Consider the following 24,153-nt stretch of genomic DNA (forward strand, 5'->3'; position numbering starts at 1 on the left):
GTTTGAGAAGCTGGCTCTCCAGGCACGAGCGCGGCCAATGTCTACAAGCGTATCGGTATCTCCAGTATTGCCTATGCCGAAGCTACGGTGACTTGGTTAGGGAGCCCTGCGAGGCGCGCCATGAGGCGTACGTACATTTTTCGGCTTCGCGATGTCCGAGCCCGATCTCATCCGCATCCAGGACCGCGATTTCGCCGCCCTGCCCGACGGGTCGCGGCGCACGGTGCGGCGTCTGCAGCGGCAGTACGTGAGCGAATGGGCGGCCGTCGCGGCGCAGGCCCACCCGGACTGGTCGCTCGAGGCCGCGACCGTGCGCGTCCACGCGGCGTTCGGGATGATGAATTCGACGCCGTACCTCGCCCGCAGCTCCAGCGCCGAGGTGGTCCGCCGCGAGCTGCGGACGGCGGCGACCGCGGCGCTGGGGATCGGCTGACCCCGGCCGGCGCACGCGTCCGCCGGCCGGGGTGCGGGCCGGTCAGGGGACGATGACGAGCTTGCCGCGGGTGTGCCCGGTCGCGCTCGAGCGGAACGCGTCGGCCACCTCGGCGAGGGGGAAGATCTCCGCGACATCGACGGTGAGCTTGCCCGCGTCGACGAGCTCGGTGAGCCGGGCCGTCGTCGCTCCATCGGGACGCACCCAGATGTAGCGGCCGCCGTGCTCGGTCACGGTCGGGTCGGCGATCGAGGCGTGTGCTCCGTCGTCGGCGAGGACGGCGAGCGTGGTCTCGAGCTGTCCGCCGACGAAATCGGCGACGGCGTCGACGGGACCGCCCGCGAGCTCCGTGACCCGCTCGGCCAGGCCCTCGCCGTAGGTGACGGGTTCGACCCCGAGCCCCGTCAGGCAGTGGTGGTTGCGCTCCGAGGCGGTGCCGATGACGCGGGCGCCGGCGGCCTTGGCGATCTGGACGGCCATGCTGCCGACGCCTCCCGCCGCACCGTGGATGAGGACGGTCTTCCCCTCGAGGTCGCCGAGGGCGTCGAGGGTGCGCAGGGCGGTGTTGCCGGCCAGCGGCAGTCCTCCGGCCTGTTCCCAGGTCAGTCCCGCCGGCTTCTTCGTCACGGCGTGGACGGGGACGGCGACCTTCTCCGCGAAGGTGCCGCCGCCGAGGACGTCCTTGCGGGCGTAGGCGACGACCTCATCGCCGATCTCGAACTCCGGAGTGTCGAAGCCGAGGCCGATGACGGTGCCGGCGACGTCCCAGCCGGGGATGACGGGGAACTGGGTGGGCAGGAACTTCTCGAGTCCGCCGCCGACGAGCTTCCAGTCGACAGGGTTGACCCCCGCGGCCTTGACCTCGATGAGGACGGAGGCCGGCGGGACCTTCGGATCCTCGATCTCTCGGACGGTGATGTCGTCGAAGTCATCGGTGAACTGGTCATAGACCGCTGCGCGCATCGCGCCTCCTCAAAGGGGCTGTCGAGTCAGATGTGCGGGCACCGTTGTGCGCCCGTGCGACGCACAACGTCCCCGGCCCGCCCGCTATTCCACCGGAGTCCCCGACGATGTCAGTGCCCCGGCGTAGGCTCATGACATGACTGTGCTCGCGGATCCTCCGCCACCGGACTATGTCAGCGACCGGCTCATCCTCAGGCGGTTCGACGATGCCGATGCGCCGTTCGTCCACGACCTCCATGCGAATCCGGATCTCCTCCGCTTCATCCCGACGGCGGCGATGCCGCGGATCGAGGACGCCGCCGCGTGGATCTCGACGGTCAACGAGTCGGCGTCGCCGGGACGCGGCTGGTGGTGCGCGACCCTCCACGACGGCACCCCGGTCGGCGCTGCGGTCCTCAAGCCGATCCGCTACAGCACCGGAGAAGCGGGTGACGATGTGGAGATCGGCTGGCGGTCCCATGCCGCGCACGCGGGCAGGGGGTATGCCGCCGAGGCGGGGGCGCTGCTGCTCGCTGCCGGATTCGCCGGCGGACTCGACCGGATCATCGCCGTCGTCCGCCCGGACAATCCCGCCTCACAGGCGGTGGCTCGGCGCATCGGGATGACTCCGCTCGGTGCCACCACGAGGTACTACGACACGACGATCGATCACTTCGAGGCGACCTCTGCCGATGCACGCTCACGGCAGGTCGCCTGGAGGGGTCTCGACGATCCTGATCGCCGCGACAACGCCGAGGTGCTCCTCGCCGACGGTCTCCACGCTGTCGGGCGACAGGTCACGGATGACTACACGGCGGCGTGGACGGTCGACGCCCGCGACGGGTGGATCACGAGGACCGTCGCGGTCGCCGTGCAGGGCCGCGGCTGGTCGCGCACGCTCAGCCTCACGCGGGATCCGGACACGGGTCGCTGGTCGAGTGAGACCGAGCAGTCGGGGACGCCGCCCGTCCCGTTGCCGTCGCCGGGCATCGCCGACGCCGATGCCCTCGACGGTGCGCTCGACTGCGACCTCGGACTGTGTCCGCTGACGAACACGATGCCGATCCGCCGGCTGTCCCTGCAGACCGACACGACGGCCGAGCACTCGCTGACGATGGCGTGGATCGACATGCCCTCCCTCAATGTCATCGCCAGCCCGCAGATCTACACCGGCATCGACGCCGACCGCGTCCGGTACACGAGCGGGACGCGGGAATTCACGGCGGACCTCACGATCGATGAGGACGGACTGGTGCGCACTTACCCGCAGCTGGCCGATCGCACGGCGGTCGACCGTCCGGCCTGACTCTGGGTCGAGCACACCGGAGGCCCGGACGAATCGCGTCGTCAGGGCCTCCGGTCTGTGAGCGCCGTCGGAATCTCACCGAGCCGCTGACGTCAGCTCACTCGTAGGTCTCCCCCGACTTCGCACGGGCAATGAGCGACTCCGGCGGGGTGAACCGCTCACCGTAGGTCGCGGCGAGTTCCTTCGCCCGCTCGACGAATCCGGACAGCCCGCCCTCGTACTGGTTGACGTACTGGAGGACGCCGCCGGTCCAGGCGGGGAACCCGATACCGTAGATCGACCCGATGTTGGCATCGGGCACCGAGGTGAGCACGCCCTCGTCGAGGCACTTGATCGTCTCGATCGCCTCGGCGAAGAGCATCCGCTCCTGCAGGTCGGCGAACGGCTCCTCCCTCGATCCGGAGTCGAAGTGCTCGCGCACGCCGGGCCACAGGTGGGTGCGCTTGCCGGTCTCGTCGTACTCGTAGAATCCGGCACCGTCCTTGCGTCCGGTGCGACCCTGATCGACCATCCAGTCGATGACCGCCTCGGAGGGGTGCTCCTCCCAGGTGCCGCCGCCGGCCTCGACCGCGGCCCGGGTCTCCTGGCGGATCTTCTGCGACAGGGTGAGCGTGAGCTCGTCGAGGAGCTGGAGCGCACCGGTCGGGTAGCCGGCCTGGAGGGCCGCCTGTTCGACGCTGGAAGGTTCGACGCCCTCGCCCACGGCGGCGACCGCCTCGGCGATGAAGGTCCCGATGACCCGCGAGGTGAAGAATCCGCGGGAGTCGGTGACGACGATCGGGGTCTTCCGGATCTGCTGGACGAAGTCGAAGGTCCCGGCCAGCGTCTCATCCGAGGTGTTCGCCCCGGTGATGATCTCCACCAGCGGCATCTTGTCCGCGGGTGAGAAGAAGTGGACGCCGATGAAGTCGGCCTGCCGCTCGACCCCGGTCGCGAGTTCCGTGATCGGCAGGGTCGAGGTGTTCGAGCCGAGGACGGCGTCGGGGGCGACGATGTTCTCGATCTCACCGAAGACCTGGTGCTTGACGGGCACGGACTCGAAGACGGCTTCGATGACGAAGTCGACGCCGGCGAAGTCCTCGACCGAGGCCGACGGGTGGATGCGCGCGAGCACCGCCTCGGACTTCTCCGGGGTCGTCTTGCCCTTGGCCAGCGCCGCCTCTTCGCGCTTGACCGCGTAGGCCTTGCCCTTCTCCGCGGCGGCGAGTTCGACGTCCTTGAGGACGACGTCGATGCCGGCGCGTGCGGCGGTGTAGGCGATCGCGGCCCCCATCATCCCGGCGCCGAGGACGCCGAGCTTCTTCACCTGGCGGGGTTCGATGCCGTCGGGTCGGGAGCCGCCGGAGTTGATGTGGCCGAGGTCGAAGAAGAACGCCTTGATCATGTTCTTCGCCACCGCGGTGTGGGTGAGGCTGACGAAGTAGCGGGTCTCGACGGTCAGCGCGGTGTCGATGTCGACGAGCGCACCTTCGACGGCGGCGGCCATGGCCGCGCGCGGGGCCGGCATCGGGGCGCCCTTGAGCTGGCGGCGCAGGGTCGACGGCAGTGCGGGCAGCAGCATCGCGATCGACGGTGAGGTCGGGGCGCCGCCGGGGATCTTGAAGCCCTTGACGTCCCACGGCTGCACCGCCTCGGGGTTGGCCTTGATCCAGGCCTTCGCGCGGTCCTCGAGGTCCGCAGCGGGGGCGAGCTCATCGATGAGACCGAGCTGTTGGGCGTCGGCGGCGGTGAACTTCGTGCCCGGCAGGATGACCTTCTGCAGGGCGTTCTGCAGGCCGATCATCCGCACGACGCGCGAGACTCCGCCGCCTCCGGGCAGCAGCCCAAGGGTGACCTCGGGCAGTCCGAAGCGCGCGGACTTCACGTCGTCGGCGGCGATCCGGTGGTGGGTGGCGAGCGCGATCTCGAGGCCGCCGCCGAGCGCCGCACCGTTCATCGCGGCGACGACGGGCTTGCCGAGCTTCTCGAGCCGACGCAGGAGCGACTTGATGTGCTCGACCTGCGCGGTCTCCGCCTCGGCGTTCTCCGGATCGGCCCGGCGCAGTCGGTCGAGGTCGCCACCGGCGAAGAACGTCTTCTTCGCCGAGGTGATGACGACACCGGTGATGTCGTCGACGTTGGCTTCCAGCCAGTCGACGGTCTCCTCGAGGGCGGCGCCGAAGTGGTCGTTCATCGTATTGACCGAGGAATCGGGGTCGTCGAGGACGACGGTGACGATGCCGTCGGCGTCGGTGGTGCGGGAGTAGTGAGCGTTCGTCATGTCAGACCCTTTCGATGATCGTCGCGATGCCCATGCCTGCACCGATGCACAAAGTGATGAGGCCGCGATTGAGGTCGCGGCGTTCGAGCTCGTCGAGGACGGTGCCGAGGATCATCGCCCCGGTCGCGCCGAGCGGGTGGCCCATGGCGATCGCCCCGCCGTTGACGTTGACCTTCTCGTGCGGGATGTCGAGGTCCTTCATCCACTTGAGGACGACGGCGGCGAAGGCCTCGTTGAGTTCGAAGAGGTCGATGTCGTCGACGGTGAGTCCGGCCTTGTCGAGGACCTTCTGCGTGGCCGGGGTGGGGCCGGTGAGCATGATCGTCGGTTCGGAGCCGACGACGGCGGTCGCGACGATGCGGGCGCGCGGCTTCATCCCCATCGTCTTCCCGACCTCCTCGTCGCCGATGACGACGAGCGCGGCACCGTCGACGATGCCCGAGGAGTTCGCGGCGGTGTGGACGTGGTCGATCTCCTCGACCCAGTGGTACTTCTGCAGGGCGACGTCGTCGAAGCCGGTCTGCTCGGCGAGCTTCGCGAACGCCGGGGGCAGCTGGGACAGGGAGTCGACGGTCGAGCCGGGGCGCATGTGCTCGTCGCGGTCGAGGATCGTCACGCCGTTGAGGTCCTTGACGGGCACGACGGAGCCGTCGAAGCGTCCGTCCTCCCACGCCTCGGCGGCGCGGCGCTGGGATTCGGCGGCGTAGGCGTCGACGTCGTCGCGGGTGAAGCCCTCGGTCGTCGCGATGAGATCGGCGCCGATGCCCTGCGGCACGAAGTAGGTGTCGTAATTCGTCGTCGGATCCTGCGACCAGGCGCCGCCGTCGGAGCCGAGCGGAATCCGCGACATCGATTCGACGCCGCCGGCGAGCACGAGCGATTCGAAGCCGCTGCCGACCTTCTGGGCGGCGAGATTGACGGCTTCGAGCCCCGAGGCGCAGAACCGGTTGACCTGGACGCCGGCGACCGATTCGTCGAGCCCGGCCACCAGTGCCGCGGTGCGGGCGATGTCCGAGCCCTGTTCGCCGACCGGGGAGACGACGCCCAGGACGATGTCGTCGATCGCGGCATCATCGAGGTCGGGGTTGCGCTCGCGCAGGGCGTCGATGAGTCCGACGACGAGGTCGATGGGTTTGGTGCCGTGCAGCGCTCCGCCGCGGTTCTTCCCGCGCGGCGTGCGCACTGCGTCGTAGATGAACGCTTCGCTCATGTGGTCCTCACAGTCTTGAGGGCGCGCAGTGCGACCGTGTGATCGCCCGTGCGGATCCCTGCAAATGGTGGTGAATCGGGGTGTCGGGCGGCATGCGCCGTCCGACGGCGCTCACGCTCGATCGAAGCTGATCGATCGTTCACTAATACTCACGGTCACCATTGAACACTGCATCGCTGTGATGGTCAACACACCGGACTCACCCCTCGCCGAGGCGGTCGCCGGGCATCCGTGGCACTGTGACGAAGGTCTCAGTGCCGGCCCGCCTCCGGACTCGTCTGACAACAGCCGCAGTGCTTATGATGAGGCGACCGCCCTGTCCGAGCAGTCGCCTCATCCCGCACTCATCCCTCAGGAGACTCATGTCCGCGATCACCCCTGCCCGCCTGCGCCCGGGCCTCGCCCTCATCCTCACCGCCGGTCTCCTCGCCGGCCCGATCGCCCTCGACGCGACCCCCGCCGAGGCGGCGACGAAGTCGTGCAAGGTCTCGATGTCGAACTCGAAGCCGAAGCAGTACTCGTGGACGACGGTCAAGGTCTCGAAGGTCGGGGCGAAGGCGAAGGTGACGACGACCGCGCACTACAAGACGACGAAGACGAAGAAGAACGCGACCGCCTCGACGAAGGGCGCGGCGAACCTCGACTACTACATCTCGGGCGCCACCCCGGGCAAGAAGGTCAAGGTCACCGTCACGGCGAAGAAGGGCAAGACGTCCTGGTCGTGCTCGACGTCGTTCACCCCGAAGAAGAAGTAGCCTTCCGCCTCAGTGCTTCGGCCTGTGCCGCCCGGTCCCGTCGGTCCTCTCCGGATCGGCGGGACTCTGCGTTTCCGGGGTCGGCGTTTCCGGCGTCGGCGCTTCCGAGATCGGCTCTGTTGCGCGCGGGGCCGGTTCCGCGCCGGCACTGCCCTCAACCTGCTCGGTGCGCTCGGTGACCTCGGCACTCTCCCCCGCCTCGGCGCCGGAGGGGTCCTCTGTGACGGTCAGTCGCTCGACCTGCACGACTCGACCCGCCCCGGGCTCCCCGGTCCGGTCGGCCGCCTCGGCGCCGGAGGACGCGGGCACCGCAGCCGTCGCGCTGTCGTCGTCGGTGGAGAACGGGGCATCGAGGCGGATCTTCGCGATCGCCACGGCGACCCAGATCGACAGGAGCACCGGGAGGAGGATCGCGATGAGGGCCGAGGGGTCGAGGATCGAGGAGAGGTAGGAGTTGAGCTCCTGCGTGAGGTCGCGCTCGTTGACGACGCGGCCGAGGCCGTTGAGCTGGTCGAAGATCACCTGGTAGACGGTGACGTAGATGAGGAACCACTGGATGTAGTACTCGGTGATCGTGAGGATCTCCAGGCCGACGCCGGCGCGCTTGAAGATCGGCTGAACGATGAGGAACATGATGATCCCCGACGCCAGAGCCACGGAGATGACGCCGAGGAAGAGGCCGGGACCGATGTTGATGAGTGCGACGCCGACGATGTAGAGGCCGAGCACGACGATGAGGATGACCATCCCGACGACGGTCATCGCCAGGCCCAGGCCGATGGCGCCGAGAAACCCGCCGATCCGCTTCCAGTCGCGGTTGCCCGGCGGGGTCGTGAGGATGCCCATGATGATGAACAGTCCGCACAGGACGACGAGGTGGACCAGCAGCGACATGTCATTCTCCGTTCGCCTCGACCGGAGCCGATGATGCCCAGGCCGCTTGCCCTCAAGGGTACACAGCCTCGGGGTCAATGACGCCGCCACAGGCCCGGTGACCACGGAGAACACCGCAATCCGCCCATACCTCGCGTAGAGTTGTCAATATTTTCTTGACACTCGACAGAGTGTCAACCTAGCCTTGACACATGACTTCTTTCACTTTCTACGGAATCACCGAAGACCGCCCCTCGACCCGCTGGCAGGCACTGTTCGACACCGTGTGGCCGGCCTACCGCGCCTGGTACCTCAGTGAGGGCGACTGGGCCCGGCCCGATCTGGCCACCGCGGAGGCCAAGCTGCGTGAGCACATGCCCGAGCTCGTGCCGACGTGGGAGCGCCTCGTCGAACTCACCGGCGACGATGAGACGGCCGCGCGGATGCTCACCCTGTGGAACCCGCCGCGCTTCCTGCCCGGCTGCTCCCAGGTCGCCATGTCCTCTCCCGAACCGGCGCTGCTGCGCAACTACGACTACGGCCTCGAACTCTTCGAACAGGTCCACGCCTCCACCCGGTACGGCACCCGACGGGTAATCGGCACCTCCGACTGCCTGTGGGGTCTGCTCGACGGGTTGAACGAGGACGGGCTGGCCGTGTCCCTCGCCTTCGGCGGACGGCCCGGCGACGGGGACGGCTTCGCCGCGCCGCTCGTCGTCCGCTTCCTCCTCGAGGTCGCCGGCGATGTGCCCGAGGCCCTGCGCCGGCTCGAGACCGTTCCGGTGTCGATGTACTACAACCTCACGATGGTCGATGCGACCGGCAGGACCGTCACCGCGTACGTCGGGCCGGGAATGGCCCCGGAGATCATCGAGGATCCGGTCGCGACGAACCATCGGGGACGGCACCCGGACTACCCCGACCACGCTCGCCGGTTCCGCAGCGTCGAGCGTCAGGAGCTGCTCACCGAGGCACTCGAGGACGGGCGCGGAGTCGAGGAGATGGCCGAGGCGATGCTCGCACCGGGAGTCTGGAGCGGAGACTACGACAACGCATTCGGCACCCTGTACACTGCCGTCTATCGGCCCCTGAGGGGCGAGGTCGAATACCGCTGGCACTCCCGCAGTTGGACCCGCAGCCTCAACTCTCCAGAGGAGATGATCGTTGTGACACTCGACGACGACAGCACCGAACCGGTGGATCTCAGCGACTCCGGCACCGCGTCCTCCAACGCGGGGACGGCCGGCAGCGCGCACTCCGGAGGCGGCACCCGGTTCACGGCAGCCGATGCGCATGCCGATCCCGGAGTGGAGGCGGTGGCCGAGCTCATCGCCTCGGCGCGGGAGGCGATCAACGGTCTCGCCCACTCCCCCGACCCTGCGGCGTTCACCGCCCTCATCTCCCTGTCCTCCGAAGTCGGGGAGGCACTCGGCACGAGCGCCCGCCTGCTCGCCGAGCACAATTCGTGGGCCCGCGTCGCCGAACTCGCCGACGTCAGCCGCCAGGCCGCCTGGCAACGCTGGCGCTGATCGCACCCGTCAGGAGGCACCATGAACGGCACCGAGGATCTCATCACCCGCGCCGAAGCGATCGCTCGGAAGGCGCACACCGGCCAGGTCGACAAGGCGGGCCAGGACTACATCGACCATCCGCGGCGGGTCGCAGCCAACGCCGCCGCCATCGCCGAAGAGCAGGGTCTGGACTCCGCCGATGCCGAGTTCGCGATCGCGGCGGCGTGGCTCCACGATGTCGTCGAGGACACCTCGGTGAGCGCGGAGGATCTGCGTCGTGAGTTCCCCGCCGAGGTGGTCGACGCGGTCGACGCGGTGACGAAGCGCAGCGGCGAGGCCGTCGAAGACTACTTCGCCAGGGTCCGGGCCGACCGGCTGGCCGTCATCGTCAAGACCGCTGACCTCGCCGACAACACCGACCCCGCCCGGCAGGCCGCGCTCGACGATGAGACGCGCGTGCGCCTGGCCGCGAAGTACCGTCGGGCCTATGAGCTGCTCGGCGTCGACCTGCTCGGGGAGGACGCCGACTGAGCCCGTCGACGACCCGCGGCAGGCGGTGCTGTCGGGAACCGCGCTGAGGCACCCTCGCATCGGCAATGGTGGTTGCGGTGTTCTGTGTTAGTGTTTCGCAGGCTTTCGGCCGGACGGCCCCGTCCGTGAGCCCGGCGCCTGACGGGTGGTCCCTGCCGCCTCGGCGCTCTCATCCCCATCCCCCGGCTCGCCTCGAGTCGACGACGAAGAGGACACAGATCCATGACAGCCAACCAGACTCCCACCCCGGTGAGAGCCTACGGCCCCTCGGTCAGTCAGCTCCGCCACCGTGCCGAGATGCCGATGCTCGTCCTCGGCATCGTGCTCACTGCGATCGTCTCCATCGGCGCGCTCACCTACCTGCTCCTGGGCCTGCGCCTCGATGAGTGGGCCGTCGGCATCCTCATCGGCCTGTTCGCGCCGATCGTCAGCTTCATCTACATCCGCTATCTCTTCTGGTCGCAGATCTCCAACGGCGTCGAGGTCACGGATGAGCAGTTCCCGGAGCTCTACCGGGTCTACCACGATCTCGCCGTGGAGATGGGCTTCGGTGCCGGCACGGGACGGATGTCGACGATCCCGCAGATCTACGTCATCAACGGCAACGGAATGATGAACGCCTACGCATCGAAGTGCCAGCTGCAGCGCGGCTATGTCGTCGTCTACAGCGACATCGTCGATCTCGCGTACATGTACGGTGACTTCGGGGCGCTGCGCTTCATCATGGCCCACGAGCTCGGGCACATCAAGTGCGGTCACGTGAACCTGTGGCGCAACGGCATCCAGCCGATCCTCGCCCTGCTGCGGCTCTCGCCGACGCTGTCGCGCGCCCAGGAGTACACGGCTGATCGCACCGCGTCGTTCTACGCCCCGCAGGACGCGATGAAGCTCATCGCCCTCTTCGCCGGCAAGAACATGGCCAAGCACGTCGACGTCGACGCCTACATCCGCTCGGTCGATCGGCACAAGAACGGGTTCTGGCTGCGTCTGTCGAACTTCCTCGCCGGTCATGCCGTCGGGTTCCGCCGGATGAAGGCGCTCAGTCTCGTCAAGACCCAGGGGTGGAATGTGCAGGGCAAGATGCTCTGAGGCCGGCCGAGGCTCACGAGCCTCCCAGCCTGTATGTGATGACTGACACACGCCGGGGTGGAAGAATGAAGGCGTGCGCTCAGTCCTCGTCTCGGCGAATGCCCTCGGATCCGGTCGTCCTCTGCGTCTGCTGCTGTGGCCTCTGCTCGCCGCCGTCGCAGTCTTCATCCTTGCGCTGGCGGTTCTCGCCCCCGCGCTCGCGCAGCTCGAACGCTCCATCGCCGCGAGCAGTCAGCCCGGGCCTCCGGCGGACGAGTCCGCGGCGGTGAGCGTCGAATCGCCGCCGAGCTTCTCCGTCGCCGTCGGGGTCGATGACACGGTCTCAGAGATGCCGGCCCTGCAGAGCGCCATGGTCGACTACCTCGCGTTCTCCGACGAGTATGCCAAGCGCCTCAAGGAGGGTGCCCTGGTTGAGGAGTTCGGAACCGAGGAGCGTGTGCTCTCCCCCGCCGGGGCCCGCGCTCAGGTCGAGGACGGGACGTCCGTTCTCGCGGTGGTCCTGCCGGCGCAGCTGACACCGACGGTGCTGTCGGACATCCGCGACTACTCCGCGGGACGGCTCGCTGAGGCACCGACGTATCCGATCACGATCGTCGCCGGACCGCAGGCCCTCAACGAGGACCGCTTCATCGTCTCGAAGTACGAGGACGAGGTGGTTCGGCAGGCCAATGAGTTCGTCGCCGACCAGATCCGCACCGTCGCCGGCGAGCTCACGTGCGATCCTGCCGGCAGCAGCCTCGACTGTGCCCGGTCGACCGATGAGACCGCGCGGGCGTTCGAGCGCCCATTCACGACGACCGTCGACGAGGTGTCGGGCCCTGACCCGGTCGACTACTTCGGCCCGGACGCTGACGGTGCGGCAGCGATGCCGTCGGCTGGGGACCCGCCTGAGGCGACCGCCCAGGTCAACCCCGTCGCCGAGGATGTTGTCAGTGATGAGCCTGCGTGGGCGTCGTCCGCGTGGATGCCGTCCGTGGTCATCGCGTCGGCGCTCGCGGCACTGACCTTGGCATTGACGGCGTCGTTCGTCGTCAATCGGGCGGCGGGGCTGAGCATCGTCCTCGTCGGTCCGTGGCGCACGATGCGCACGCAGCGACCGTTCCCCCGGCAGACTCTGCTGAAGATCAAGCTGCTCATCGGAGCGGTCGGTTCGGTGGTGCTCGGTCTGGCCGCGGCCATCGCGGCAACCGGTATCGGCACGTTCGTCTTCCAGCATGCCGGTGGACATGCGGAGGTGCGCTTCGTCGCGGTCCTCGTCTTCAGCGGTGTGGTATCCGCGATGCTCGTGAGCATCGTGCTCGCGAGCAACGACCTGGCCGGCACAGTGTTCGGTGGCTTTGCTGCCCTGGCTGCGGTCATCGTCGTCGCGGCGAACTCGGGACTGCCCCGCCTCCTCACCCTTCCCGTCAGCGATCTCGACCTGGCGATTCAGCTGGAGATGCTCGTGTCATTGGGAAGCCCGACGACCCTGCTCGCCGAGATCGTGCCGACGCTGCTGGGATTCGCCGTCGCGACGGTCGTCGCTGCAGTGGCTGGCGTTGTCGGAACCCGCTTCTACGACCGTGCGCACAGCACGAAGGTCGACGTGCGGTGAGGTTCCGTCGCGTCGTACGGTCGACATGACGGTGCTCTCTGGTGTTGCCGTCGTACGCATACCCGTCTCCCCCTAGATTCTCTGGACCCTGTCGGGCTGGTGACTGTCAGAGGTCCGAGGGGCTGTCCGGCGGCGTGAAGTAGCGCCTCCGAAGGAGATGGAGGACAAGCCAGACGACGGCGCCGGCAATGACCGCGGTGACCACCAGATCGATGATGTCGGTACCACGACTGAAGAAGCCTGGAACCACGAACGCGAGAACGCAAACGCTCAGCAGTGCGGCACCCTGCGGAACGCTGCCGACGAAGCTCTTGACCTCGGGCCGGAGGCCCCTGGATCGGAAGTACCACCAGACACCTCCGGCGGCGAGCGTCGAGAGGACCATGAGGACCCCTATGCCGTTCACAATCGGCTGCTGGCGAAGCAGCGCTTTCACGATCTCCGCGAGAGACCCCCATGCGCACAGCGTGGTGACACCGAGCAGCACGGTGCAGGTCTTCGACGTCATACGGTTGCGCGCCTTTCGTTCAAACGGGCCCGTGGCGCGTCGTCCGCCGGGCCTGTTGGGAGCCGGAGTGTCCTCTCGCCGTCGTCGGCCATGTCTTCACGTCATTCACCGTAAGCAGGTGGCTTCGGCATGGTCAATTGCTGCGCCGATCCGGTGCGTCATCACCGGCCCGCACGCCGCCGACGCGTGACTCGGCATCGGCACGCTTGACATAGCTAACCGTGCGCACAGCACGAAGGTCGACGTGCGGTGAGGTCCCGTCGCGTTGCAGGGTCTGGGGGACGAATCAGGCCGGCTGACTCAGCATGTCTGCTGGTCAACCGGCCTGTTGCCGAGCCGCCTGCGGGAATCGAACCCGCGACCTATTCATTACGAGTGAATCGCTCTGCCGACTGAGCTAAGGCGGCAACCGCACCAACTCTAGCCAATCCGAGCACCGCGGGTCAAAACGGACTACGGACCACCTCGGTGCCTGGAACCACCCACCCCACACGTGCGCGTGCATGCCGCTGATCTGCGGTTTCAACCGCCCCGACGACGGTGATCCGCGACTCTCCCACGACCTCCATCTGCTGGTGAGAACGGGTGCGACACGTGTCACACTCAACCGACCCGCTAACCTTGGGTGATACCGACTGCGAAACTGAGAGGCCGATTACGTGAGAGAGTTCGATTCGACAGAGTTCATGAGCGACTTCCAAGCGCTCATCGAGTGCGAATCGTTCTCCCATGACCCCGCGGCGCTGGCCCGCAGCGCCCAGCTCATCTCCCGCATCGGCACCGGCCTCCTCGGAGCCGCGCCGCACGTCATCGAGACCGACGGCCATCCGCACCTGCTGTGGCGCTTCGGCTCCGGAGAGCGCGAGGTCGTCCTCATCGGCCACCACGACACCGTCTGGCCGACCGGCACGATCGAGTCCTTCCCCTTCTCCGTGGCCGACGGGGTCGTCCGCGGGCCCGGTGCCGATGACATGAAGGGCGGAATCCTCATCGCCCTCTACGCCATGGCCCGACTCCGCTCCGAACGCGGCAGCCTCGACGGCGTGAGCGTGCTCATCACCTCCGATGAGGAGCTCGGCTCCCCCGGGTCACGGCAGATCATCGAAGACGAAGCGCGCGGCGCGAAAGCCGCCCTCGTCTTCGAAAGCGGCGCCCCGGACGGCTCGGTGAAGATCGCCCGCAAGGGCGTGGCGATCTACTCTCTCGAGGTCGCCGGTCTCGCCGCGCACGCCGGAGTCGAACCCGAGAAGGGCATCAACGCCACCGTCGAGATCGCCAACCAGGTCGTGTCGATCGCCGCCCTCCACGCCCCGACAGTCGGGACCTCCGTCGTGCCCACCGTCATGCGCAGCGGCTCGACGACGAACACCGTCCCCGCCGAGGCGGTCGTCGGCATCGACTCCCGTGCCGCAACCGTCGCCGAACAGGAGCGCATCGACGCCGAACTGCGGGCGCTCACCCCCACCGTCGCCGGTGCCCGACTCGATCTCAAGGGCGGGATCAACCGGGGTCCGCTCGAAGAGGAGATGGCACTCGGCCTCTACGCCCGCGCGCAGCGCCTCGCCTCGCACCTCGGCCACCCGCCGCTGCGGTCGGTGGCCGTCGGCGGCGGCTCGGACGGCAACTTCACCGCCGGAGTCGGGACACCGACCCTCGACGGTCTCGGCACCGTCGGCGGCGGCTCCCACGCACGCACCGAACACGCCCTGCAGGTGTGGATCCCCCGCCGCGTCGAACTCACCGCTGCCCTCGTCGGCGAACTCCTCGACGAGGACTGACCACAGCAGACTGTTCACGGCATCCGCCGCTCCGAGTCCGGCTCCATTCGTGCAGAGGACGGGCAAGACTCAGGCGGCACCGTCGCGGTCGGTGAGCAGCCAGGGATTCGACAGCAGCACGAACGCCGATTCGACGATGAGCACCGGTGACATGTTCGTGGCCAGACGCCGCCGCGCCTCGGCGATCGCATCGATGCGCAGCAAGGTGGTGTCCGCAGTGTCCCGGTTGCCCTGTTCGGTGATGAGTTCGTCCTCGCCGGCATTGATCCACCCGTCCCGCATGCCCAGCTGGTACATGAGGATGTCGCGGTAGAGACTCATGAGCTCGAGGAAGATCCGGTCGAGTTCGTCATTGCGGGCCCGCACCGACCGCCGCTTCTGCTCCTCCTCGAGCTTGCGGATCTGCGCTCGCGCCGACGGCGGAACGGTCTTCTCCCCGGCGATGCCGAGGGTCTCCATGAGGTCGCTGCGCTCCTTCGCATTGCGCTCCTCGACCCGGGCCTTCGCCGTCTCCGCGGCTTCGTCGACGATGCGCCCGGCCAGCCGGATCGTCGCCCCCACCGAGGTGAGTTTGCCCGGAATCGCGAGGATCTTCCTCCGCTCGTCGGCCGCGAAGTCGCTCAGCGCCATGTACTTCGCCCGACCGATGTGGTTCTGGGCGACGGCCGCGGCCCAGCGCGCCCGCTCGGGATCGACATGGTCGCGGTCGATGAGCAGGCTCGCCACGGCCTCACGTGAGGGAATGCGCAGGCGCACGGGACGGCACCGCGATCGGATGGTCGTGAGGACGTCGATGGGGCTCGGGGCGCAGAGCAGCCACACGGTCGCCGGCGGGGGTTCCTCGATCGCCTTGAGGAGGACGTTCGCGGTGCGCTCGGTCATCCGGTCGGCGTCTTCGATGATGACGACGCGCCACGGGGAGTTGACCGGTGCGGTCTGGGCCTTGCCGACGAGTTCGCGCACCTCGTCGATGGCGATGACCGACTTCTGCGTCGACATGATCGTCAGCGACTCGTGGTGGCCGGACATCACCCTGGCCGTGACATCATTGGGCGCCTCACCGCCGGAGATGAGCGCGGCCGCAAACGCTCTGGCCGCGTTCGACCGACCGGAGCCGGGCGGACCGGTGAAGAGCCACGCATGCGTCATCGCCGCCGGCGAATGAAGCGCGTACTCGAGTTGGCGAACGACGTCGTCCTGTCCGACGAGTTCGTCGAAGACGCTCACCGGGACCCTCCGGGACCGTTGAAGCGGTTGCGGTTGCGCTCCCGCTGCTGGCGCACACGCTCCCGGGCCTGCCGTTCGATCTCAGCCTGTGCCTGGAGGCGTTCGCGGCTCATCTGCCGGGCGCTGCGGGCCGGAAGCACAGTCGTGGCCGCTTCGTCGGAGCCGTTCGACTCCTCAGTCGCCGAGGTCTCGATGATCGTCGTCGGCGCCTCATCGGGATCGTCCTCGTCGGTCACCGGTGCCTGCGGCCGGAACGTGCCTGCCGAGAGCACCGTGGTCTCGGCTTCCTCTCGCTCATCCGGCGTCGCTGCGCTGCTCGTGCGCTGCTCGATCTCGACGGCGTCGTCATCGCCGACGACGTGGGCGGCTTCGGTCACCGAGTGCACTCGGGTCTCTGCCTCACCGTCGGTGACGAGCGGTCCCTCATCGCCATCCTCTGCGTCGGGACCATCGCTTGCCGACTCCGGTGTCCGCGCGTCATCGTTGGTTTTGGTCTCGTCGTCTGTGCTGCCCCGGTCCTCGGTGCTGCGACCGAGGAACGGCTCGCTCCGGTCGGCAGTCGTCTCGTCGGCATCCTCACGCAGGTCGGCACCGAGGTCGACCTTGTCGGTGGGAACGCTATCGTCATCATCGGTCGGTGATCCGACCTCGCTGACGGGGACGAAACGCGCCCGCGGACCGTCGGCGGACTCACGTGACGGTCGCTCCTCCGAGGCCGTTGCCGCAGACGCATCGTCTGCCGCGTCGCCCTCGGCGGTGCGGGTCGACTGTCCGACGGTCGGCGAGTCCTCGGGCACTAACGGGGCGGCCTGCGTCGCAGGCAGCACGCGCTCGCCGGTCCCCCGGCCAGCCTCATCGCGGCTGGGCGAATCGTCGTCCGCGCCACCGGCGGGTGAGGGCGTCGTGGTCTCAGCGCTGTCCGGCCCGTCGCTCTGCGGCCTGGGTGTTGCGGCGGCCGCCGCGCCTCCGACGGCCGGCGTCGCCGACTCGGCGTCGGTCGCGGAACCGGGGACCGCCTCGGCGACGGAGCCCTTCCTCAGGGTGTGCGGCAGGCGCGCATGCACGGCTGCGAGGATCTGCCCTGCCAGCTCCTCCTGGGTCACGGACGCGTCGAGGACGACATAGCGCTCGGGGTCCTTCTGGGCGCGGTTGAGGTAGGTCTGACGGACCCGCTGATGGAACTGCTGGTTCTCCTGGTCGAGGTAGTTCGACTCCCCGCGGGCGCTCATCCGGGCGGCGGCGACCTCGGGGTCGATGTCGAGGACGATCGTCAGGTGCGGGATGAGTCCTTCAGTGGCCCAGCGGCTGAGCGCGAGGATCGTCTTCGGGTCGAACTCGCGGCCGGCCGCCTGGTAGGCGACGGTCGAGTCGATGTAGCGGTCGGTGATGACGATGCTTCCTGCCTCGAGGCCGGGATCGACGAGCGAGGCCACATGGTGGGCGCGGTCGGCGGCGAAGAGGAGGGCTTCGGTGCGGGCGCTCGGCGGTTCGGCGTCGAAGAGCACCGAGCGGATCTTTCGCCCGAGTTCGGTGCCGCCGGGTTCCCGGGTCGCCTCGACGCTGTAGCCCTCGTCGGCGAGTTCACGGGAGAGTCGGGTGATCTGCGTGCTCTTGCCCGATCCGTCGCCGCCTTCGATGGCGATGAAGAACCCGGGGCCGAAGCGGTCGGCGAGGGCGCCGACGCCGTCCTTGTTCGCGTCCTCGGACTGGCTGGGCGGGCGGAAGCCGTGGACGATGTCGACCGAGAGTCCCTGCATGCCGTGCGGGTCGAAGATGCAGAGGCCGATGATGCCGGCGACGAGCGCGGCGAACCCGATGACGACGAACGCGACATCGGCCGGCGGCAGGGTGAAGATCGCGTCGGTGCTGATCGGGGCCACGGTGATGTCGGCGGCGTTGATGAGGAGGGCGATGAGGGCACCGCCGACAGCGCCGATGCGGCGGGAGAAGACGTAGACCTGGGAGCGCACGCCGATGCCGACGAGGAACGCGACGACGCCGGCGAGCACGACCTTGCCGGAGAGTTCGTCGATGGCGCCCGTGGCGATGAGGAGGACACCGGAGACCGTGAGCGCGAACGCCGAGACGCGCGGGCGGGACATGCCCGGCGCGAACGTCGGCCCCATCTCGAAGCCGATGGCCCATCCGAGGAGGGCGACGACGAGCATGAGCGCGTACCCGGCCTGACCGAACTCGTGTTCGACGGCGGTGGGTTCGGCGAGGATGAAGGTCGCACCGAGGACGCCGAAGAGGGCGATCGGGACCCACGGCTTCTCGATGCTCGCCGGGGGCCTGGCGACCCGCGCCTTCGCGACCGGGAACGACCCGGTCGTCGACGATTCCGCGTGCAGTGCGCGTTCGGGCGTGAGGTAGATCATCACGGCGCCGATGACCATGGCGATGCCGACGAGCAGGCTCATCCAGCCCAGCGCACTCGTTCCGGCCACCGCCCCGCCCATGATCTGGAAGGAGCAGGCGAGGAAGAGGAGGACGGTGGCGGGAACGCCGACCCGGCGCCACGGCTTCTCGTTCGTGAAGGGGGTGAGGCTCATGAGGAGGCCGATGACAGCACCGAGGACGAGACCGGTCACCCAGGTCAGCCACGCGCTCGGGGCGAGGCTGAGGACGATGAGGAGGGCCGCCTCGACGACGGCGGAGATGCTCAGGGCCCGTTTGCGCACGGCCGGCCCCCGACCGGCAAAGACCTTCGACGGGATGAAGAGACCCGCACAGGCGAGGACGAAGACGATGAGCAGGGACAGGCTGCCGGCCTGATTGTCGAACTCGCCGGCGCCGAGGGTGTCGGCGAGCGTCGTGAACGCGCGACCGCTGACGGTCGTGAAGAACCCGCTGGTGCCGGCTACGACGTAGCTGATCGCGGCAAGGACGATGAGGGCGCCCCACACCGCGGTTTCGGTGACCAACCGGCCAGGAGCGCCGGGAAGTCGATGTCCTGTAGTCGTCAACATGCTCACGCCACTACCCTATCTTCAGGTGCTGACATATCTCTTGGAAGCCCCGTGAGTCTCGGCTGGCCTTCCGGTGAGTCCCGCCGGTGTCGGGTGCGCGGTCGCCGCCAGTGTCCGGCGTGTGTGGGCCATCCTCTACTCTTGATCCGTGACGACAGACCGTGAACCCGCACCGGACGATGCCGGCCCCACGACCGGAGACGACTCCCGCACCCCGATGGATCGCGTCGAGACCGAGGGCCTGTCCCCGATCGACGAGCTCGCGTTCGCCCGTGTCCTCCTCGACTCGGTCAAGGCCGGGCGCCGAGGCGCGACGCTGCGGCTCTACCGTCCCGCCCCGACCGTGGCCTTCGGTGCCCGCGACCGCTTCCTCCCCGGCTTCCCGGCCGCCGTCGAAGCCGCCCGCGACCACGGGTTCACCCCCGCTCTGCGCAGCCTCGGCGGACGCGCCGCCGCCTACCATGAGGGCTCTCTCGTCATCGATCACATCGAACCGAGCGATTCCTTCATCACGAACACCTCCGCGCGCTTCAGCCGCTTCGGCGAAGATTATGTCTCAGTGCTGCGCGGCATCGGCGTCGACGCCCGCCTCGGCGAGATCCCCGGCGAATACTGCCCGGGAGAGTACAGCGTCAACGTCGCCGGACGGATCAAGGCCATCGGCACCGCGCAGCGCGTCGTCTCCGGGGCGTGGCTGTTCTCGTCCTCGGTCATCGTCACCGACCCCGATCCGATCCGCGCCGTCCTCACCGACGTCGAGGCCGCACTGGGCGTGACGTGGGATCCGCTGACCGGCGGGGCGATCAGTGAGGTGCACCCGGAGATCACGGTCGATGCCGTCGCCGAGGCGTTCGCCTCCTATTTCGCCCGCGACTTCGCGCTCACGCCCAGTTCGCCGACGGCAGACGAACTCGCCGCCCTGCCCGCACAGGCCGCCGGACACGTGCTCTGAAGACGGTGGCGGCGGTGCCCTGGGAGATGCTCTGCACGCGGGGTCCGGGTGGGCGTCCGGTGGCGGGGAGACGCAAACGGACTTCACGGCGGCCTTCCGCGGCCACCCCGGATTGTGCGCCAGGTTCAGGGTGGAATCTGCTCCGATTTGACCCTGAACCTGGCGCACAACCACCGTCGTTGCGGCGCACACTCGATGTGAGGCCGCTTTTCGGCGGTCCGCCGACCGCTGAGCATGTGAAGAGCCCCCGGGTACGTACCCGGGGGCTCTCACTTGCGTGAAGCAGCGGCCTGACTCGAGGAGTCTGCGTCTTCACTGCTGGCCGGGGATTACGCAGCCTGCTTGAGCTCGCGCCTTCACTGCCGCCACATCGCGTTCCAACCGGTCCAGTGCCGCAACGAGATCTTCGTCGCCGCGATTCGACAGTCCCTCGGCGATGAACTGTCGCGTGAGCGCTGAGACGGACACTCCTGACTCCTCCGCGAGCGCCTGGAGCTTCTCAAGAACATCAACAGGGACTCGCACGGTCAGCAGCGGTGAGGCACTTCGATTCGATTTGCGCCACTCACCTTCTGCCAACTTGTCCCGGTAATCAGCGGTATCGGCATCCAATTCGGCGCGCAGTGCTGCGCGCGCCTCGGGAGGAACACTACCTTTCGTCATGACGGCTTCCTTCGTAGAGCTTGCGATGCGATTCATTGGCGGGCCAAGCATTGCCGCCGTAGAGCAGACCTTCGTGCCTGACAACGATGACGACCAGCACCTCTGCCCGCGTGGAACTCCACCCGATGTATCGATCAGATTTGCCGGATCTGCTGGCCGGATCAGGCGTCAGCAGGAGGGCTTCCGGATCATCGATTGCCTCCTCTGCCTCTGTCTGCGTGACACCATGGCGCCGCCACATGTGTGCAGCTGCGCGCGAATCCCACTCGATCGCCGTCACACAGAAAGTGTATGACATTCGTTATACAGTGCAATAGCCCTTTACGCCGCAGAGTTTCCTACTGCCCACTGGCAGTCAGCCGGATTGTGCGCCAGGTTCAGGGTGGAATCAGCTCCGATTTCACCTTGGAGCTGGCACACAATCACCGTCGATGCGGCACACCTTCGATGTGAGGCCGCTCTTCGGCGGTCCGCCGACCGCTGAGCATGTGAAGAGCCCCCGGGAACGCACCCAGGGGCTCTCGCACGCGCAGAACGCAGAGCAGTCGCCTGACTCGAGGAGTCCTGCCTCGCCGCCGGCCTCAGGCCGCCCGGCTCAGGGGGTCTTCGGCTTGGCCGCAGTCGTCTTCGAAGCCGTGGTCTTCTTCGCCGCCGTGGTCCGTGACGTCGTCGACTTCTTCGCCGCAGTTGTCTTCGCCGCGGTGGTCTTCGCCGTCGTCGACTTCTTCGCCGCGGTCGTCTTGGCTGCAGTCGTCTTCTTCGCCGCCGTCTTCTTGGCGGGAGCCTTCTTCGCCGGTGCCTTCTTCTTCGCCGGGCCCTTCGCACGCTTCTCGGCGAGGAGTTCGGCGCCACGCGCTGGAGTGATCGACTCGACGTCGTCATCCTTGCGCAGGGTCGCGTTCGTCTCCCCGTCGGTGACGTAGGGGCCGAAGCGACCGTCCTTGACGACCATCGGCTTCTTCGTCTCCGGGTCCTCGCCGAGTTCCTTGAGCGGGGGCTTGGCCGTGCGTCCGCCGCGCTGCTTCGGCTCCGAGTAGATCTTCAGCGCCTCCTCGAGGGTGATCGTGAAGATCTGCTCCTCATCGGTCAGCGACCGCGAATCCGTGCCCTTCTTCAGGTACGGGCCGTACCGGCCGTTCTGCACCGTGATGTCCGTGCCCTCCTCGTCCTGGCCGACGATGCGGGGCAGGCTGAGCAGCTTGAGCGCGGTCTCGAGGTCGATCGTGCCGACGTCCATCGACTTGAAGAGCGAACCGGTGCGCGGCTTGGGCTTCTTCGCGCCGCGCTTGGGCTTCTCCTCGGACTCGGGCAGCACCTCGGTGACGTAGGGGCCGAACCGGCCGTTCTTCGCCACGATCGTGTGCCCGGTCTCCGGGTCGACACCGAGTTCACGGTCGCCGTCGCCCTGGTTCTCGATGAGTTCGGCAGCCTTGGCGGCGGTGAGCTCATCGGGAGCGAGATCGTCGGGAATCGACACGCGCTTCGGGTCCTCGCCCTCGACCCCCGAGGTGACCTCGAGGTACGGGCCGTAGCGTCCCACGCGCAGGGCGACGCCGTCGCTGATGCGCACCGTGTTGACTTCGCGGGCGTCGATCTCGCCGAGGTCGTCGACGATCTCCTTGAGACCCTCGCGGTCGAGGCCCTTCCCGCCGAAGTAGAACCGGGCCAGCCAGGCCTTGCGATCCTCTTCGCCCATCGCGATGCGGTCGAGTTCGGATTCGAGATCGGCGGTGAATTCGTAGTCGACGAGTTCGGTGAAGTGATCTTCGAGCAGGCGGACGACGGAGAACGCCAGCCAGCTCGGCACGAGCGCATTGCCGCGGGAGGTGACGTAGCCGCGGTCCTGGATGACCGAGATGATCGAGGCGTACGTCGAGGGGCGGCCGATGCCGAGCTCTTCGAGCTGCTTGACGAGGCTCGCCTCGGTGAAGCGCGGCGGCGGGGCGGTCGTGTGACCGTCGGCGGCGACCTTGACGACGGAGAGCTTCTGGCCCTGCTCGACCTGCGGCAGGCGGGATTCGCCGGACTTCGTGTCGTAGCGGCTCGCGTCCTGACCCTCCTCGTAGGCGGCGAGGAAGCCGCGGAAGGTGATGACGGTGCCCGAGGCGCTGAAACCTGCCTCATGGCCGTCGCCGAGGTCGGCTGCGACCTTGATCGTCGCCGTCGAGCCCTTCGCGTCGGCCATCTGACTGGCCACGGTGCGCTTCCAGATGAGGTCGTAGAGACGGAACTCGTCGCCGCTGAGCGACTTCGCCACCTGCGCAGGCGTGCGGAACGAGTCTCCGGCGGGACGGATCGCCTCGTGGGCCTCCTGCGCGGACTTCTGCTTGCTCGCGTACTGGCGCGGGGACTGCGGGACGTACTCCGGACCGTAGAGCTCGGTGACCTGGCGTCGGGCCGCGGCGATCGCCTGCCCGGACAGCGCCGAGGAGTCGGTGCGCATATAGGTGATGTAGCCGTGCTCGTAGAGCGACTGGGCGGTGCGCATCGCCTGGCGGGCGCTCATCCGCAGCTTGCGGCCGGCCTCCTGCTGCATCGTCGAGGTCGTGAACGGGGCGGCGGGCCGCCGCGAGTACGGCTTCGATTCGACGCCGGAGACGGTCAGCGCGTTCTTCGCCGGCCCCGCGAGCAGGGTTGCGAGCTCTTCGGCCTTCGCCTGGTCGACGACGACGGCGGACTTGGTCTTCAGCTCGCCCTTGTCGTTGAAGTCGCGACCGCTGGCCACCCGCGACCCGTCGAGGGTCGTGAGGTTCGCGGCGAACGGGTTCGACCCGTCGGGCAGTCCGAGATCGACGTCGAGGTCCCAGTAGTCGGCGGAGACGAACGCCATGCGCTCGCGTTCGCGTTCGACGACGAGCCGGGTCGCGACCGACTGGACGCGGCCGGCGGACAGGCCGGCGCGGACCTTGCGCCACAGCACCGGGGAGACCTCGTATCCGTAGAGGCGGTCGAGGACGCGGCGGGTCTCCTGCGCGTCGACGAGGTCGATGTCGATCTCGCGGGTGTTCTCGAGTGCCCGGGAGATCGCCTCGGGGGTGATCTCGTGGAAGACCATCCGCTTGACGGGGATCTTCGGCTTGAGCACCTCTTTGAGGTGCCACGCGATGGCTTCGCCCTCGCGGTCCTCATCGGTGGCGAGGAAGAGTTCGTCGGCGTCCTTGAGCAGGCGCTTGAGTTCCGTGACCTTCTTCTTCTTGCCCGGATCGACACGATAGTAGGGGTCGAAGCCGTTGTCGACGTCGACGGCGAACTTCCCGTACGGCCCCTTCTTCATGTCGGCGGGCAGCTCCGACGGCGTCGGGAGGTCGCGGATGTGTCCGACTGAGGCCTCGACGTCGTAGCCGTCGCCGAGGTACCCGACGATCGTGCGCGCCTTCGTCGGGGACTCGACGATGACGAGACGACGGGGCTTCTTCTCGGTTGTGGCCACGCTCACTCATTCCTTTCGGGGCACGGGGTGATCGACGAGATGGTCGATCCGAGCCAATGTAACACTGTTGTTGTCCGGGTTCTTCCCGGGGTGCGTTGGCGGTGGCCCATACTGTGGCATCC

The 24,153-nt window shown here is 68.0% G+C and carries 18 protein-coding genes, 1 tRNA gene and 1 pseudogene; 9 read left to right on the plus strand and 11 right to left on the minus strand.

Translation table 11 applies throughout. The features are described from left to right. Window positions 1-139: 139 nt before the first annotated feature. Window positions 140-433, plus strand: a pseudogene (locus J9315_RS13355) (TetR/AcrR family transcriptional regulator); the annotation flags it as partial. A gap of 42 nt (window positions 434-475) precedes the next feature. Here J9315_RS13355 and J9315_RS13360 read toward each other — a convergent pair. Continuing rightward, the gene (locus tag J9315_RS13360; RefSeq protein WP_211978036.1) at window positions 476-1,396 is read right to left on the minus strand and encodes an NADP-dependent oxidoreductase; all 921 of its coding nucleotides are present in this window, start codon (window positions 1,394-1,396) and stop codon (window positions 476-478) included. A gap of 136 nt (window positions 1,397-1,532) precedes the next feature. Between J9315_RS13360 and J9315_RS13365 the strand changes: the two genes are divergently transcribed. Next, window positions 1,533-2,681, plus strand: a complete 1,149-nt coding sequence (locus J9315_RS13365) for a putative glycolipid-binding domain-containing protein (RefSeq protein WP_211978037.1) — start codon at window positions 1,533-1,535, stop codon at window positions 2,679-2,681. A 97-nt stretch (window positions 2,682-2,778) separates the two neighbouring features. On the opposite strand, the gene J9315_RS13370 is transcribed toward J9315_RS13365, so the two are convergent. Further along, window positions 2,779-4,941, minus strand: coding sequence for a 3-hydroxyacyl-CoA dehydrogenase NAD-binding domain-containing protein (locus J9315_RS13370; protein ID WP_211978038.1), 2,163 nt, complete (start codon window positions 4,939-4,941; stop codon window positions 2,779-2,781). 1 nt (window position 4,942) lies between these two features. Beyond that, on the minus strand, window positions 4,943-6,151 hold the full coding sequence (locus J9315_RS13375; RefSeq protein WP_198500687.1) for an acetyl-CoA C-acetyltransferase: 1,209 nt from the start codon (window positions 6,149-6,151) through the stop codon (window positions 4,943-4,945). Window positions 6,152-6,513: 362 nt separating this feature from the next. Here J9315_RS13375 and J9315_RS13380 point away from each other — a divergent pair, with 362 nt between their 5' ends. Continuing rightward, window positions 6,514-6,906: a hypothetical protein gene (locus tag J9315_RS13380; RefSeq protein WP_211978039.1), complete on the plus strand. Its 393-nt coding sequence runs from the start codon at window positions 6,514-6,516 to the stop codon at window positions 6,904-6,906. Between the two features lie 9 nt (window positions 6,907-6,915). On the opposite strand, the gene J9315_RS13385 is transcribed toward J9315_RS13380, so the two are convergent. Beyond that, on the minus strand, window positions 6,916-7,800 hold the full coding sequence (locus J9315_RS13385; RefSeq protein ID WP_211978040.1) for a hypothetical protein: 885 nt from the start codon (window positions 7,798-7,800) through the stop codon (window positions 6,916-6,918). Between the two features lie 191 nt (window positions 7,801-7,991). On the opposite strand from J9315_RS13385, the gene J9315_RS13390 reads away from it, so the two are divergent. From J9315_RS13390 to J9315_RS13405, 4 genes are all read left to right on the plus strand, one after another. Continuing rightward, window positions 7,992-9,308 (plus strand): C45 family peptidase, encoded by a 1,317-nt coding sequence (locus J9315_RS13390; RefSeq protein ID WP_211978041.1) that lies wholly within the window; start codon window positions 7,992-7,994, stop codon window positions 9,306-9,308. 21 nt (window positions 9,309-9,329) lie between these two features. Continuing rightward, the gene (locus J9315_RS13395; RefSeq protein WP_198500683.1) at window positions 9,330-9,821 is read left to right on the plus strand and encodes an HD domain-containing protein; all 492 of its coding nucleotides are present in this window, start codon (window positions 9,330-9,332) and stop codon (window positions 9,819-9,821) included. A 222-nt stretch (window positions 9,822-10,043) separates the two neighbouring features. Beyond that, window positions 10,044-10,910 (plus strand): M48 family metallopeptidase, encoded by an 867-nt coding sequence (locus tag J9315_RS13400; protein WP_198500682.1) that lies wholly within the window; start codon window positions 10,044-10,046, stop codon window positions 10,908-10,910. Between the two features lie 73 nt (window positions 10,911-10,983). After that, window positions 10,984-12,504, plus strand: coding sequence for a hypothetical protein (locus J9315_RS13405; RefSeq protein WP_198500681.1), 1,521 nt, complete (start codon window positions 10,984-10,986; stop codon window positions 12,502-12,504). A 106-nt stretch (window positions 12,505-12,610) separates the two neighbouring features. Here the strand turns inward: J9315_RS13405 and J9315_RS13410 are convergent, their stop codons facing one another. Further along, entirely contained in the window at window positions 12,611-13,012 is a 402-nt protein-coding gene (locus J9315_RS13410) for a hypothetical protein (RefSeq protein WP_198500680.1), read from the minus strand. 334 nt (window positions 13,013-13,346) lie between these two features. Then, window positions 13,347-13,419, minus strand: a tRNA-Thr gene (locus tag J9315_RS13415). Window positions 13,420-13,698: 279 nt separating this feature from the next. Here J9315_RS13415 and J9315_RS13420 point away from each other — a divergent pair. Beyond that, complete coding sequence (locus tag J9315_RS13420) at window positions 13,699-14,790, plus strand: M20/M25/M40 family metallo-hydrolase (protein WP_232623851.1); 1,092 nt, start codon at window positions 13,699-13,701, stop codon at window positions 14,788-14,790. A 69-nt stretch (window positions 14,791-14,859) separates the two neighbouring features. On the opposite strand, the gene J9315_RS13425 is transcribed toward J9315_RS13420, so the two are convergent. Together J9315_RS13425 and tmk are read right to left on the minus strand one after the other, a co-directional pair. After that, window positions 14,860-16,017 carry a DNA polymerase III subunit delta' gene (locus tag J9315_RS13425; RefSeq protein ID WP_198500678.1) on the minus strand — a complete coding sequence of 386 codons (1,158 nt, stop codon included), beginning with the start codon at window positions 16,015-16,017 and terminating at the stop codon, window positions 14,860-14,862. After that, the gene (gene tmk / locus J9315_RS13430; RefSeq protein WP_232623850.1) at window positions 16,014-18,941 is read right to left on the minus strand and encodes a dTMP kinase; all 2,928 of its coding nucleotides are present in this window, start codon (window positions 18,939-18,941) and stop codon (window positions 16,014-16,016) included. Before tmk ends, J9315_RS13425 begins: the two co-directional genes overlap by 4 nt. 262 nt (window positions 18,942-19,203) lie before the next feature. Here tmk and J9315_RS13435 point away from each other — a divergent pair, with 262 nt between their 5' ends. Further along, window positions 19,204-19,938: a lipoate--protein ligase family protein gene (locus tag J9315_RS13435; protein ID WP_198500892.1), complete on the plus strand. Its 735-nt coding sequence runs from the start codon at window positions 19,204-19,206 to the stop codon at window positions 19,936-19,938. Window positions 19,939-20,250: 312 nt separating this feature from the next. Here the strand turns inward: J9315_RS13435 and J9315_RS13440 are convergent, their stop codons facing one another. From J9315_RS13440 to topA, 3 genes are all read right to left on the minus strand, one after another. Continuing rightward, entirely contained in the window at window positions 20,251-20,601 is a 351-nt protein-coding gene (locus tag J9315_RS13440) for a ribbon-helix-helix domain-containing protein (protein WP_198500677.1), read from the minus strand. Beyond that, window positions 20,588-20,881: a BrnT family toxin gene (locus J9315_RS13445; protein WP_198500676.1), complete on the minus strand. Its 294-nt coding sequence runs from the start codon at window positions 20,879-20,881 to the stop codon at window positions 20,588-20,590. The genes J9315_RS13440 and J9315_RS13445 overlap by 14 nt, the downstream gene beginning before the upstream one ends. A gap of 315 nt (window positions 20,882-21,196) precedes the next feature. Next, the gene (gene topA / locus J9315_RS13450) at window positions 21,197-24,031 is read right to left on the minus strand and encodes a type I DNA topoisomerase (RefSeq protein WP_198500675.1); all 2,835 of its coding nucleotides are present in this window, start codon (window positions 24,029-24,031) and stop codon (window positions 21,197-21,199) included. Window positions 24,032-24,153: the final 122 nt, after the last annotated feature.

Origin of the sequence: Brevibacterium sp. W7.2 (genome assembly GCF_018137945.1) — a bacterium.
In the GTDB taxonomy this organism is placed as follows: Bacteria; Actinomycetota; Actinomycetes; order Actinomycetales; family Brevibacteriaceae; genus Brevibacterium; species Brevibacterium sanguinis.